We start from the raw sequence: 12,445 nt of genomic DNA, 5'->3' as shown, positions 1-12,445 counted from the left end.
GCATTCAGTCCGCCGTGCGAACGCCTGCTCCTAAGCGAATTCTGCCTCGGCATCCAATGTCCCGAGTTGGCCGATAGTACCCATCCGCGCGAGCACGCCGAACTTCGGCAATCAGTCTGAAACAGACCTCGCCCAGCGGCTGCCGCGTGCCCGAGCGTGCTCGAGCGGCGAGTGTGCCCAGTGTTCGCCTCAGGTTGTCGTGTTGCGACGCCGCTTCATTGCGCTCAGCACCTTGGCCGCCCACATCGGAGCATCCGCGGCGGGCATTCTCGAAGTAGCGCCATCCTCGAGTCATGGGGGATGAGTGATGGGCTCACACCCCCAGCAACTCCTCCAACACTTCAGGCTCCGCCAGCAACCCCGCCGAAGGTCCCTGTCGAACAATCTTCCCCTTCTCCATCACCACCGCCTGGTCCGTGTGTCCCAGCACCTTGCGCCAGTCGCGGTCCACGATCAGCGTCGCGATGCCGGTTGTGCGGATGTCGGCGATCACGCGCCAGATCTCCGCCACGATCAGCGGCGCCAGCCCTTCGGTCGCCTCGTCGAGGATCAGCAAGCGCGGGTTGGTCATCAGCGCGCGGCCGATCGAGAGCATCTGCTGCTCGCCGCCCGACAACTGCTGCCCACCATGCGACAGCCGCTCCGTCAGGCGCGGGAAGGTGCTCATCACACGATCGAAAGTCCAGGCGCGCTTGCCGTCGATGCCGGCCCGCGCGCTCATCACGAGGTTTTCGCGCACCGACAAGTTGGGGAAGATTCCGCGGCCCTCGGGCACGTAGCCGATGCCGCGGCGCGCCATCTTCTCGGGCGCCCAGCCGGTGACGTCGTCGCCGTCGAGCTTCACGCGGCCGGAGGCCGGGCGCACGTAGCCCATCAGCGAGCGGATCAGCGTGGTCTTGCCCATGCCGTTGCGGCCCAGCAGGCCGACCGAGGTCGCGGCCGGCATCGCGACGTCGACGCCGCGCAGGATGTGGCTGTCGCCGTAGTAGGTGTTGAGGCCTTCGATGTGCAGCATCAGTGATCTTCCCCAAGGTAAGCGGTGCGGACTTCGGGGTTCACGCGGATCGAGGCCGGGTCGCCGGTCGCGATCACCGTGCCGTTGACCATCACCGTGATGCGGTCGGCGATGCGGAACACCGCGTCCATGTCGTGCTCCACCAACAGGATCGCGTGCGAGGCCTTGAGGCTGGCCAGGAGGCCCAGCATGCGCTCGGTCTCCTCGGCGCCCATGCCGGCCAGCGGCTCGTCGAGCAGCAGCACGCGCGGATTGGTGGCCAGGCACATCGCGACTTCGAGCTGGCGCTTGGCCCCATGGCTCAGCGTGCCGGCGACGCGGCTGGCCACCGTGCTCAGGCCTGCGGCCTCCAGCGCCTCGCGGGCGGCGGCATTGCTGTCCTTGCAGCCCTGCGAGGACTGCCAGATCGCCCACGGCCGCGGCGTCGCGGCCTGCGCCGCGAGGCGGCAGTTCTCCAGCACGGTGAACTCCGGAAAGATGGTGGTGCGCTGGTAGCTGCGGCCGACGCCGGCGAGCGCGCGCCGGAACTGCGCGCGCTTCGTGATGTCCTCGCCGTCGAGAGTGATGCGCCCGTCGGAAGCCTCGATCTCGCCCGAGAGCATGTTGATCAGCGTGGACTTGCCCGCGCCGTTGGTGCCGATCACCGCGTGCACCTCGCCGAGGTGCAGGTCCAGGCTCACAGCGTTGACCGCGACCAGGCCGCCGAAGCGGCGCGTGAGCGTTTCGACTGCCAGCAATCTGCTCATGCCGAGGCCTCCTTCGGCAGCGCGCGCAGGCGGATGCCGACGATGCCCTTGGGCAGCAGCGCGACGAAAGCGATGATGGCCAGCCCCAGCGTGAGCTGCCAATGGTTGGCCAGTGGCCCCACGATCGCGTGCGTGGACAGCAGCTCCTTGAGCAGCGTGAAGGCCACGGCGCCGATCACCGCGCCGCGCAGGTGGCCCAGGCCGCCGAGGATGATCATCAGGAGCACCTCGCCCGAGTTGTGCCAGGCCAGCAGCTCGGGGTTCACCACGCCGTCGCGCGAGGCGACGAGGAAGCCCGCGAGCCCGGCCAGCGCACCTGCGATCACGAAGGCCGCGAGCTTGTAGCCGTAGACCGGAAAGCCCGCCGCCCGCATGCGCTGCTCGTTGACGCGGATGCCGGCCAGCGCCGCGCCGAAGCGCGAGCGCCGGATCAGCGCCAGCAGGCCGTAGGTGAACGCCAGCGCCGCCAGCACGAAGTAGAACTGCATGTTGCGGTTCTCCATGTCCAGCGCGCCGAGGGCAGGGCGGATGTACATGTAGATGCCGTCGCTGCCACCGCCGAGCGCCGTGTCGTGGAACACGAAGAAGGCCATCTGCGCGAAGGCCAGCGTGACCATGATGAAGTAGACACCGCGCGTGCGCAGGCTGAGCGCGCCGGTCACCAGCGCGTAGGCGGCCGCGCAGCCCATGGCCAGCGGCAGCAGCACTGCGATGGAGCCGCCGTCCTTGCCCGAGCCGAGCACCGTGGCATAGGCGCCGATGCCGTAGAAGGCCGCATGCCCAAGGCTCACCAGGCCGGTCATGCCGACCAGGAGCTCCAGGCTCAGCGCGAAGATCGAGAGGATCATCACCTTGACGACGAGATCGCTGACGTAGGGGCCCAGGAAGGGGCCGAGCGCCGCCAGCGCGATCGCGCAGATCAATGGAAGGAAAAGAGAGAAGTTCTTCATGTCAGGTCTTGCGCCCCATCAGGCCCTCAGGACGCCAGATCAGCACGATCGCCATCAGCACATACACGCCGATGCCGCTGAGCTCGGCGAAGAACACCTTGCCGAAGGTGTCGACGAAGCCCACCAGCAGCGAGGCGACCAGCGCACCGGTGATCGAGCCGATGCCGCCGATCACCACCACCACGAAGCAGATGATCAGCACGCTCGCGCCCATGTTCGGATAGACCGAGGACATCGGCGCCGCGATCATGCCGGCCAGCGCGGCCAGCGCCACGCCGGCTGCGAACACGATGCGGTAGAGCTGGCGGATGTCGATGCCCAGCCCGCGCACCATGTCGCGGTTGCTGGCGCCGGCGCGGATCATCATGCCCAGGCGCGTGCGGTTGACCACGTAGTAGAGGCCGATCGCGAGCACCACGCAGGCGGCGGAGGCGAAGAGGCGGTACCACGGATAGCTCATCAGGCTGCCCAGCGCGAAGCTGCCGTCCAGCCAGGGCGGCACCGGCACGCCGTGCACGTCGTTGCCGACGAGCAGCGAGCGCAGCTCCTCGAACACGAGGATCAGCCCGTAGGTCATCAGCACCTGCTGCAGGTGGTCGCGCTGGTAGAGGTAGCTGAAGAAGGCCCACTCCAGCAGGTAGCCGAACAGGGCGGAGAGCACGACGCCGGCCAGCAGCATCACGATGAACCGGTCACCGAAGAGCGGCGAGAGCGCGAACGCCATGTAGGCGCCGATCATGTAGAAGCTGCCGTGGGCCAGGTTGATCACGCCCATGATGCCGAAGATCAGCGTCAGTCCGGAGGCCACCAGGAACAACAGGAGTCCATACTGAACCGAGTTCAGGCACTGGACTAAGAAGGTACCGAGGTCCACGGGGTCTCAGCTTTCAAGAAAAAAAGAGCGCGCGCGAAGCGCCGCGATGTTTGGGAGACACCGCGGAACCGGCTTTGCCGGGCCGCTGGTGTCGCCCCCTTGAGGGGGGAGTCGAGCTACACGAAGTGAGCGAGGGACGGGGGTGGTTACATCCTGCAGCCGCGGGCGGGATCGGCCAGGCCCTTGATGGCCACGTTGACCACCTTGTTGTCCTTGCCTTCGACCTTGCGCAGATAGATGTCCTGCACCGGGTTGTGCGACTTGCCGATCGTGAAGGTGCCGCGCGGGCTGTCGATCTTGGCCTTCTCGATCGCGCTGGCGAACTCGGCCTTCTTGCTGATGTCGCCCTTGGTCGCCGCCAGGCCGATGGCGAGCATCTGCGCCGCGTCGTAGCCCTGCACCGCGTACACGTCGGGCTGCAGCTTGAAGGCCTTGGCGTAGGCGGTGCGGAAGGCGTTGTCGCGCGGGGTGTTGAGGCCGTCGGCATAGTGCAGCGTGGTCAGCATGCCCTGGGCCGCTTCGCCCTGCGCGTCGAGCGTGCCGTCGGTCAGGAAGCCGGGGCCGTAGAGCGGGATGGTCTTGTTGAGCCCGGCCGCCGCATAGTCCTTGACGAACTTGACCGCGCCGCCGCCCGCGAAGAAGGAATACACCGCATCGGGCTTGGCCGCGGCGATCTCAGTCAGGAGCGCCTGGAACTCGACGTTCGGGAATGGCACGGTGAGCTGCTTCACGACCTTGCCGCCGCCCTTCTCGAAGCCTTCCTTGAAGCCGGCCACCGACTCGTCGCCGGCCGCGTACTTCCAGGTCAGGGTCATGGCGGTCTTCTTGCCCTGCTTGGCCGCGACCTCGCCCATCGCGTAGGCCGGCTGCCAGTTCGAGAACGAGCTGCGGAAGATGTTCTGCGCGCACATCGGGCCGGTCACCGCATCGGCGCCGGCATTGGGCACGATCAGCACGGTGCCGCTTTCCTTGGCGGCCTTGGCCATCGCCATCGCGACGCCGGAGTGCACGGTGCCGACGATCACGTCGACGTTGTCGCGCTTGATCAGCTTGTTGACGTTGTCGGTGGCCTTGGCCGGGTCGGACTCGTCGTCGACCTTGATGTATTCGATCTCTCGGCCGCCGAGCTTGCCGCCCTGTTCCTCGACGCGAAGCTTGAAGCCGTTCTCGATGGCGACGCCGAGCGCCGCGTAGGTGCCGCTGAAGGGCAGCATCAAGCCGACCTTGAGCTTGCCCTGCTGGGCGTGGCCCAGCGTGGCGATGCAGGCCAGCGCCAGGGCGGTCAGCGTGCTGCGTGCTGCGGTGCGGGTGGTCATGGGAATCTCCTGTCGTTGATGAATGAAACGGTCGCAACTATCGCTTTTTCGGGCTGGTCGCGATGCGGGGAATGCCCGCAGTCGGGGAGTTCCACCAGTTCGGTGGCCGGCACGCGCTCTGCGATGCCGCGGACCTGCGCGAGTGTGCCGTACTCGTCGTCCAGGCCCTGGATAGCAAGAACCGGGCAACGGATGGCATCGAGCTCGGCCTCGATGTTCCATTGCTTGAAGGGCGGGTGCAGCCAGATCCGGTTCCAGCCCCAGAAGGTGGCTTCGGCGTCGTCGTGATAGCGCGCCAGCTTCTTCGGAAGGTCGGTCTCGAGCCAAGCCTGGCGCGCCTGGTCGATGCTCGCCACCGTCAGGTCTTCCACGAAGATGTGCGGCGCAAGCAGCACCAATCCGGCCACGCGTTCGGGAAAACGCGAAGCATGGAGCAGCGAGATCGAGCCGCCGTCGCTGTGGCCGAAGAGCCAGGGCGCCTCGGCGATGCCGAGCGCCTCGAAGACGGCCGGCAGCACCTCGTAGGCCTGGCGGTGCATGTAGTCGACATCCCAGAACTCGTCGGGCTCGCGCGGCGTCGAGCGGCCGTAGCCCGGGCGCGAGAACACCAGGCCGCGGAATCCGCCGGCCTCGCAGAGCCTTTCCGGGAAATCCTTCCACATCGCGATCGAGCCCAATCCTTCATGCAGGAACACCACGAGCGGCGCATCGGTCCGTTCGGGTGCGATGCGCACGTATTCGATGCGGACTTCGCGGTCCCGCCACGCGATGGTGGCGAAGGCTGATTCGTGATTGCTCATGGGCATGCTCCTTCCCCCTCTGGGGGAAGGTGGGGATGGGGGCCGCCGTCGATGGAAGCGCCGCGTGCCCCCACCCCAGCCCTCCCCCAGAGGGGGAGGGAGACGGACCGGGGCCTCAACGCTGATGCTCCCGCTCGCGCAAACGGAAGCGCTGGATTTTTCCTGTCGCAGTCTTCGGCAGCTCGTCGACGAACTCGATGAAGCGCGGGTACTTGTAGGGCGCGAGGCGTTCCTTGACGAAGGCCTTGAGCTCCTCGTCCGTCACCGACTGGCCGGCCTTCCGCACCACATAGGCCTTGGTCTTGGTCAGCCCGTCGGCATCTTCCTTGCCGATCACCGCGGCCTCGAGCACCGCCGGGTGCTGCATCAGCGTGGCCTCGACCTCGAAGGGCGAGACGTAGATGCCGCTGACCTTGAGCATGTCGTCGCTGCGGCCGGCATAGGTGTAGTAGCCGTCGGCGTCGCGCGAGTACTTGTCGCCGCTCTTGGTCCAGCCCTCGCGGAAGGTGTCGGCGCTCTTCTCGGGGTTGCCCCAGTACATCACCGCCGTGCTCGGCCCCTTGATATAGAGGTCGCCGACTTCGCCCACGGGCACCGGCGTGCCGTCCTCGCCGCGCAGCTCGATCGCATAGCCTTCGACCGGCCGGCCGGTGGTGCCGTAGCGGATGTCGCCGGGCCGGTTGGAGATGAAGATGTGCAGCATCTCGGTGGAGCCGATGCCGTCGATGATCTCGCAGCCGAAATGCTGCTTGAAGCGTTGGGCGAGCTCGCCCGGCAAGGCTTCGCCGGCCGAGGAGCACATGCGCAGCGAAACCGCCCCGCGCGCGGGCAGGTTGGGCGAGGCGAGCATGCCGGCAAAGCCTGTGGGTGCGCCGAAGAACACCGTTGGTTTGTGCGTGCTGGTCCAGCGCTTGAAGACGGCGTCGGGCGTCGGCCGCTCGGCCATCAGCAGCACCGTCGCGCCGACCGAAAGCGGGAAAGTCAGCGCATTGCCCAGGCCGTAGGCGAAGTAGAGCTTGGCCGCCGAGAAGCAGACGTCGTTCTCGGTCAGCCCCAGCACCGGCTTGCCGTAGAGCTCGGCCGTCCACCACGGGTTGCCGTGCGTGTGCACCGTGCCCTTGGGCTTGCCGGTGGAGCCGGAGGAGTAGAGCCAGAAGGCGTGGTCCTGCGGTGTGGTGGCGGCCGGCGCGGCCAGCGGTTCATGCGCAGCGATCAGCGCTTCGAGATCCTGCGCGCCGTCGGGCAGGGCGCCGGTGGGCTCGGAGACGATCAAGGTCTCGAGCTCGTTCGGCCCCTTGACCCGTGCGTCCTGCAGCACCGGCAGCAGCGCGCCCGACACCAGCGCCGCCTTGGCGCCGCTGTGTTCGAGCATGTAGGCGTAGTCCCCGGTCGTGAGCAGCGTGTTGACCGCCACCGGCACGATGCCGGCATAGAGGCAGCCGAGAAAGCTCACCGGCCAGTCGCTGCTGTCGAGCATCAGCAGCAGCGCTCGCTCTTCGCGCTTCACGCCCGATGCGAGCAGCGCGGCGGCGAGCCGGCGCGCGCGTTCCTCGAGCTGGCCGTAGGCGAGGGTGCCCCGGTCGTCGACATAGGCGATCTTCTGCGCGCGGCCGCGGTTGAGGGCGAACAGGTGTTCGGCGAAATTGAAGGATGCTGGCAGGCTCATCGTGTCTCCTCGGGTCCTGTTTTTCTTCGGCCGCCTTCAGCCGCCCGACAGGCCGAGCTGCGCCAGCACGGCCGGGCTGGCCTGCACGGCGCTCTTGCAGTGATAGAAGTCCAGCGCCCGCAGGCCGCCCAGTTCCGCGCCGCCGCCTGCGCGGCCGGGGCCGCCATGCAGCGACTGGGGCATCACGTTGCCATGGCCCGTGTGCGCCTGCGCCACGTCGGGCGTGATCACGTGCACGCGGCCATGGCTCGCGGCCAGCTGCACCGCCGCCTGGCCCAGCGCCGCTTCGTCGGCGCCGTAGAGCGAGGTCACCAGCGAGCCCTGGCCGCGGTGCGCGAGCGCGATCGCATGCTCGACATCGCGGTACGGCAGCAGGGTGGCGACCGGGCCGAAGACCTCGACGTCGTGCACGCGCTGCGCCGCATCGGCATCGCGCGCGCCCAACAGCACCGGGCCGATGCAGGCGGCGATGGCCGGATCGGCATCGACCAGCGCGGCCTGGCTGCCGTCATGCAGCACGCTCGCCTGGGCCTTGAGTTCTTCCAGCCCCTGGCGCACGGCATTCAGTTGCGCGCGGCTCACCAGCGAGCCCATCCGCACGCTCTCGTTGCGCGGGTTGCCGACCGTCACGCCGGCGAGCTTGGCGCCGATGGCCTCGGCCGCCGCGTCGTAGACGGCAGCCGGCACGAGGATGCGGCGGATCGCTGTGCACTTCTGGCCCGACTTGACCGTCATCTCGCGCACCACCTCGCGCACCAGCAAATTGAAGGCGTCGGAGCCGGGTGCCGCGTCGGGCAGCAGCAGGGCGGAGTTTAGGCTGTCGGCCTCGATGTTCACGCGCACCGAGCGCTGCGCCACCGCGGCATGCGAGCGGATCACGGCGCCGGTGTCGGCCGAGCCGGTGAAGGACACCACGTCGAAGCCCTGCAGCTGGTCCATCAGCCCGTTGGAGCTGCCGCAGATCACCGACAGCGCGCCGGCCGGCAGCACGCCGGCCTCGACCACGTCGCGCACCATGCGCTGCGTGAGCCAGGCGGTGGAGGTGGCGGGCTTCACGATCACCGGTACGCCCGAGAGCAGCGCGGGCGCGGCTTTCTCCCACAAGCCCCAGGAAGGGAAGTTGAAAGCGTTGATGAAGAGCGCCACGCCGGGTGTCGGCACCTGCAGGTGCTGGGACAGGAACACCGGCTCCTTGCCGAGCCTGGCCGCATCGCCGTCGCGCAGCGCGCGCACCTCGCCCAGCGCATCGCCCCACTTGGCGTACTGGCCGAGCGTGAAGATCGCGCCGTCGATGTCGACGGCCGAGTCGTTCTTGACCGTGCCGGAATTGGCGGTGGCTATCTCGTAGTAGGCGTCGCGGTTCGCCTGCAGCACCTTCACGACCGCGGCCAGCAGCGCGGCGCGCTCTTTATATGTGAGGGCGCGCAAGGCGGCGCCGCCGGTCTCGCGCGCGAAACCGAAGGCCTCGGCCAGGTCCAGGCCGGTCGCGTCCACACGCGCCAGCTCGGTGCCGAGCACCGGATCGATGAGCGCCGTGCCGGCGCCGCTGCCTGCCTGCCAGCGGCCGGCGACGTAGTTGGGAAGAAGTTCGGTCATTCGATGAGTCCTTGGCTTTTTCGGGGAACACCGCGGAACCGGCTCTGCCGGGCCGCTGGTGTTGCCCCCGGTGAGGGGGTTGGCGCAGCGACACGAAGTGCGCGAAGCCTGGGGGAGAGCGTCATTTGCTGAATTGGATTTGCCCTTCGGGCAGCAGATAAAGTACGAGCGCGCGTCCGTGAGCCACGGTCGGGTGATGGGCGGTACCCGGCGGATAGACGCACCAGCCGGCAGGCCGCCCGTCGAAGGTCGCGTCCCCTTCCAGCGGCATGATCAAATCGATCTCGCCGTTCGGATGCGTGTGGTGCGGTCCGGCGATGTCCTTCATGTCGACCACGTCGACCGAGAAGCGGTGCAGCGCATCCTCGGCCTTGAAGGCCCGGCCGTACTTGATGCCGCCGCCTTCGCGCTCGCACAGCCAGCCTTCGGCCACGCCTTCGATGCAGGCCTGTTTCAGGCGCTCGAAAGCGGGGCTGCCGGCGCCGTGCACGGTGTTGAGCCAGCGGTCGAGCTCGTCATCGAGTGGCCGGCCGGCGAGCTGCGTGGTCACGTCGGCGACGATCTGGTGGAAGGCTTCCTTGGACATCGTGGTGTGCTCATGCGTAGGTGGAACTTGCGGCATTTCGCTGCGTGCAGTATCTTGCCTGTGCATGAACCATAAGCATCGACACAAAAGGTGTCAAGCAATATAGTGCATATATGGTGTTTACCCGGATAGGGGTGAACCGAGGAGCCGAAGGAATGAATGAGCGAGCCGACGCGGTGCTGACCGCACCCGCGGACCCTGGCCTGTCGGCCGAGGAAGCGAAGAACCCCCTGCTGGTGGCGCTGGGCGAGCGCGTGCGCAACCTGCGCGCGCGCCGCGGGCTCACGCGCAAGGCCGTGGCGCAGGCGGCGGAGGTCTCGGAGCGCCACCTGGCCAATCTCGAATACGGCATCGGCAATGCGTCGATCCTGGTGCTGCAGCAGGTGGCGACCGCCTTGCAATGCTCGCTGGCCGAGCTGGTGGGCGACGTCACGACCAGCTCGCCCGAGTGGCTCTTGATCCGCGAGCTGCTGGAGCGCCGCGACGAGGCCGATCTGCGGCGCGCCCGCATCGCCCTCGGCGAGCTGCTCGGCACCGCCGCCGGCGACCCGGCGCGCAATCGCCGCATCGCGCTGGTGGGCCTGCGCGGCGCGGGCAAATCGACGCTGGGCCAGATGCTGGCGGACGATCTTGAGGTGCCCTTCATCGAGCTGAGCCGCGAGATCGAGAAGCTGGCCGGCTGCAGCGTGCGCGAGATCCACGACCTCTACGGCACCAATGCCTACCGCCGCTACGAGCGCCGCGCGCTCGAGGAGACGGTGCAGATCTACAGCGAGGTGGTGATCGCCACGCCCGGCGGCATCGTCTCGGACCCGGCCACCTTCAACCAGCTGCTGGCGCACTGCACCACCGTCTGGCTGCAGGCCGCGCCCGAGGAGCACATGGGCCGCGTCGCCGCCCAGGGCGACACCCGGCCGATGGCCGCCAGCAAGGAGGCGATGGACGACCTGCGCCGCATCCTCGCCGGCCGCGCCGCCTTCTATTCCAAGGCCGACCTCAGCGTCGACACCAGCGGGCAGGACCTGGCGCAGAGCTTCCACGCGCTGCGCTCCTTGGTGCGGGAGTCGATGAGCCGCGCCGGCTGAAGGTCCCGGCGAAAGAACGTAAAAAAGTCCGTCCCAGGGTTGACGCGCCCTAAAACATGCAGCATGATGCATGCTCAGTCGCAAGACAAATGCATTATTGTTCCTAGACCCCACGGCTCCCAGGAGACTTCGTCATGACCGACACCGCCGCCCATCCCGCCCGCGTCGACTACCGCACCGACCCCACGCAATACCGCCACTGGAAGCTCAGCGTGGAGGGCCCGGTGGCCCGGCTGTCGCTCGACATCGCCGAAGACGGCGGCATCCGTCCCGGCTACAAGCTCAAGCTCAACAGCTACGACCTGGGCGTGGACATCGAGCTCAACGACGCGCTCAACCGCGTGCGCTTCGAGCATCCGCAAGTCCGCTCGGTGATCGTCACCAGCGCGAAGGACCGCATCTTCTGCTCGGGCGCCAACATCTTCATGCTCGGCGTCTCCAGCCACGCCTGGAAGGTGAACTTCTGCAAGTTCACCAACGAGACGCGCAACGGCATCGAGGATTCGTCGAAGCACTCGGGCCTCAAGTTCATCGCCGCGGTCAACGGCGCCTGTGCCGGCGGCGGCTACGAGCTGGCACTGGCCTGCGACGAGATCCTGCTGGTGGACGACCGCTCCTCTTCCGTCTCGCTGCCCGAGGTGCCGCTGCTCGGCGTGCTGCCCGGCACCGGCGGCCTGACCCGGGTCACCGACAAGCGCCGTGTGCGTCACGATCTGGCCGACATCTTCTGCACCAGCGTCGAAGGTGTGCGCGGCCAGCGCGCGGTCGACTGGCGCCTGGTCGATGCGATCGCCAAGCCGGCCCAGTTCGGCGCAGCGGTGCAGGAGCGCGCCGCCAAGCTGGCCGAGGGCAGCGACCGTCCGGCCGACGGCAAAGGCGTGAGCCTGACGCGCCTCGAGCGCGAAGACGGCGCCGACAGCCTGCGCTATGAACACGTCACGGTCGAGATCGACCGCGCGCGCCGCACCGCCACCTTCACCGTCAAGGCGCCGCAGGGCGCGCAGCCCGCCGACATCGCCGCGATCGAAGCCGCCGGCGCCGCCTGGTGGCCGCTCGCGATGGCGCGCCAGCTCGACGACGCCATCCTCAACATGCGCACCAACGAGCTCGACATCGGCACCTGGCTGCTCAAGACCGAGGGCGATGCAGAAGCCGTGCTCGCGAGCGACAAGACCATGCTCGCCAACCAGGACCACTGGCTGGTGCGCGAAACCATCGGCGCGCTGCGCCGCACGCTGGCGCGGCTCGACGTCTCGTCGCGCAGCCTGTTCGCGCTGATCGAGAGCGGCTCCTGCTTCGCCGGCACGCTGGCCGAGATCGCGTTCGCGGCCGACCGCGCCTATATGCTCGCGCTGCCGGACGACGCCGAGCGCGCACCGAAGATCACGCTCGACGAGTTCAACTTCGGCTTCTTCCCGATGGTCAACGACCAGAGCCGCCTCGCGCGCCGCTTTTACGAAGAGGCCGCGCCGATGGAAGCCGCGCGCGCCGCGATCGGCAAGTCGCTCGACGCCGACGAGGCGCTCAAGCTCGGCCTGGTCACCGCCGCGCCCGACGACATCGACTGGGAAGACGAGATCCGCATCGCCATCGAGGAGCGCGCCGCCATGTCTCCCGACGCGCTCACCGGCCTCGAGGCCAACCTGCGCTTCGCGAGCAAGGAAAACATGAACACCCGAATCTTCGGCCGGCTCACCGCCTGGCAGAACTGGATCTTCAACCGCCCGAACGCGGTCGGAGAGAAGGGTGCCTTGAAGGTCTACGGCACCGGCGAGAAGGCCGGCTTCGACTTGAACCGCGTCTGAACAACC

Annotated in this window: 11 protein-coding genes; 2 read left to right on the top strand and 9 right to left on the bottom strand. The window is 68.0% G+C overall.

Annotation, left to right across the window (positions count from 1 at the left end; translation table 11 throughout):
* Nucleotides 1-313: 313 nt before the first annotated feature.
* The 9 genes from EJI01_RS26540 to EJI01_RS26500 form a co-directional block, all read right to left on the bottom strand.
* Nucleotides 314-1,015, bottom strand: coding sequence for an ABC transporter ATP-binding protein (locus tag EJI01_RS26540; protein WP_126840112.1), 702 nt, complete (start codon nucleotides 1,013-1,015; stop codon nucleotides 314-316).
* Nucleotides 1,015-1,761 (bottom strand): ABC transporter ATP-binding protein, encoded by a 747-nt coding sequence (locus tag EJI01_RS26535; protein WP_126840111.1) that lies wholly within the window; start codon nucleotides 1,759-1,761, stop codon nucleotides 1,015-1,017. Before EJI01_RS26535 ends, EJI01_RS26540 begins: the two co-directional genes overlap by 1 nt.
* Nucleotides 1,758-2,711, bottom strand: coding sequence for a branched-chain amino acid ABC transporter permease (locus tag EJI01_RS26530; RefSeq protein WP_126840110.1), 954 nt, complete (start codon nucleotides 2,709-2,711; stop codon nucleotides 1,758-1,760). Before EJI01_RS26530 ends, EJI01_RS26535 begins: the two co-directional genes overlap by 4 nt.
* A 1-nt stretch (nucleotide 2,712) precedes the next feature.
* The gene (locus EJI01_RS26525) at nucleotides 2,713-3,585 is read right to left on the bottom strand and encodes a branched-chain amino acid ABC transporter permease (protein WP_126840109.1); all 873 of its coding nucleotides are present in this window, start codon (nucleotides 3,583-3,585) and stop codon (nucleotides 2,713-2,715) included.
* A gap of 146 nt (nucleotides 3,586-3,731) precedes the next feature.
* On the bottom strand, nucleotides 3,732-4,901 hold the full coding sequence (locus EJI01_RS26520) for an ABC transporter substrate-binding protein (protein ID WP_126840108.1): 1,170 nt from the start codon (nucleotides 4,899-4,901) through the stop codon (nucleotides 3,732-3,734).
* Nucleotides 4,898-5,701, bottom strand: a complete 804-nt coding sequence (locus EJI01_RS26515) for an alpha/beta fold hydrolase (RefSeq protein WP_126840107.1) — start codon at nucleotides 5,699-5,701, stop codon at nucleotides 4,898-4,900. The genes EJI01_RS26520 and EJI01_RS26515 overlap by 4 nt, the downstream gene beginning before the upstream one ends.
* 115 nt (nucleotides 5,702-5,816) lie before the next feature.
* The gene (locus EJI01_RS26510) at nucleotides 5,817-7,367 is read right to left on the bottom strand and encodes a benzoate-CoA ligase family protein (protein WP_126840106.1); all 1,551 of its coding nucleotides are present in this window, start codon (nucleotides 7,365-7,367) and stop codon (nucleotides 5,817-5,819) included.
* A 36-nt stretch (nucleotides 7,368-7,403) separates the two neighbouring features.
* Complete coding sequence (locus tag EJI01_RS26505) at nucleotides 7,404-8,963, bottom strand: 3,4-dehydroadipyl-CoA semialdehyde dehydrogenase (RefSeq protein ID WP_126840105.1); 1,560 nt, start codon at nucleotides 8,961-8,963, stop codon at nucleotides 7,404-7,406.
* Nucleotides 8,964-9,084: 121 nt separating this feature from the next.
* Entirely contained in the window at nucleotides 9,085-9,549 is a 465-nt protein-coding gene (locus tag EJI01_RS26500) for a DUF4863 family protein (RefSeq protein WP_126840104.1), read from the bottom strand.
* Nucleotides 9,550-9,704: 155 nt separating this feature from the next.
* Here EJI01_RS26500 and EJI01_RS26495 point away from each other — a divergent pair, with 155 nt between their 5' ends.
* Together EJI01_RS26495 and boxC are read left to right on the top strand one after the other, a co-directional pair.
* A complete protein-coding gene (locus EJI01_RS26495; protein WP_126840103.1) occupies nucleotides 9,705-10,634 on the top strand; it encodes a helix-turn-helix transcriptional regulator in 930 nt (309 codons plus the stop codon).
* Between the two features lie 134 nt (nucleotides 10,635-10,768).
* Entirely contained in the window at nucleotides 10,769-12,439 is a 1,671-nt protein-coding gene (gene boxC, locus EJI01_RS26490; protein ID WP_126840102.1) for a 2,3-epoxybenzoyl-CoA dihydrolase, read from the top strand.
* Nucleotides 12,440-12,445 lie beyond the last annotated feature (6 nt).

The sequence above is a fragment of the Variovorax sp. MHTC-1 genome, from assembly GCF_003984645.1.
Classification (GTDB): Bacteria; Pseudomonadota; Gammaproteobacteria; order Burkholderiales; family Burkholderiaceae_C; genus Variovorax.
This window is presented reverse-complemented; position numbering and strand designations above follow the sequence as displayed.

Coding starts and splice junctions, on each gene's coding strand:
- EJI01_RS26540 (WP_126840112.1), bottom strand. CDS start 1,015: ATGCTGCACATCGAAGGCCTCAACACCTACTACGGCGACAGCCACATC.
- EJI01_RS26535 (WP_126840111.1), bottom strand. CDS start 1,761: ATGAGCAGATTGCTGGCAGTCGAAACGCTCACGCGCCGCTTCGGCGGC.
- EJI01_RS26530 (WP_126840110.1), bottom strand. CDS start 2,711: ATGAAGAACTTCTCTCTTTTCCTTCCATTGATCTGCGCGATCGCGCTG.
- EJI01_RS26520 (WP_126840108.1), bottom strand. CDS start 4,901: ATGACCACCCGCACCGCAGCACGCAGCACGCTGACCGCCCTGGCGCTG.
- EJI01_RS26515 (WP_126840107.1), bottom strand. CDS start 5,701: ATGAGCAATCACGAATCAGCCTTCGCCACCATCGCGTGGCGGGACCGC.
- EJI01_RS26510 (WP_126840106.1), bottom strand. CDS start 7,367: ATGAGCCTGCCAGCATCCTTCAATTTCGCCGAACACCTGTTCGCCCTC.
- EJI01_RS26505 (WP_126840105.1), bottom strand. CDS start 8,963: ATGACCGAACTTCTTCCCAACTACGTCGCCGGCCGCTGGCAGGCAGGC.
- EJI01_RS26500 (WP_126840104.1), bottom strand. CDS start 9,549: ATGTCCAAGGAAGCCTTCCACCAGATCGTCGCCGACGTGACCACGCAG.
- EJI01_RS26495 (WP_126840103.1), top strand. CDS start 9,705: ATGAATGAGCGAGCCGACGCGGTGCTGACCGCACCCGCGGACCCTGGC.
- boxC (WP_126840102.1), top strand. CDS start 10,769: ATGACCGACACCGCCGCCCATCCCGCCCGCGTCGACTACCGCACCGAC.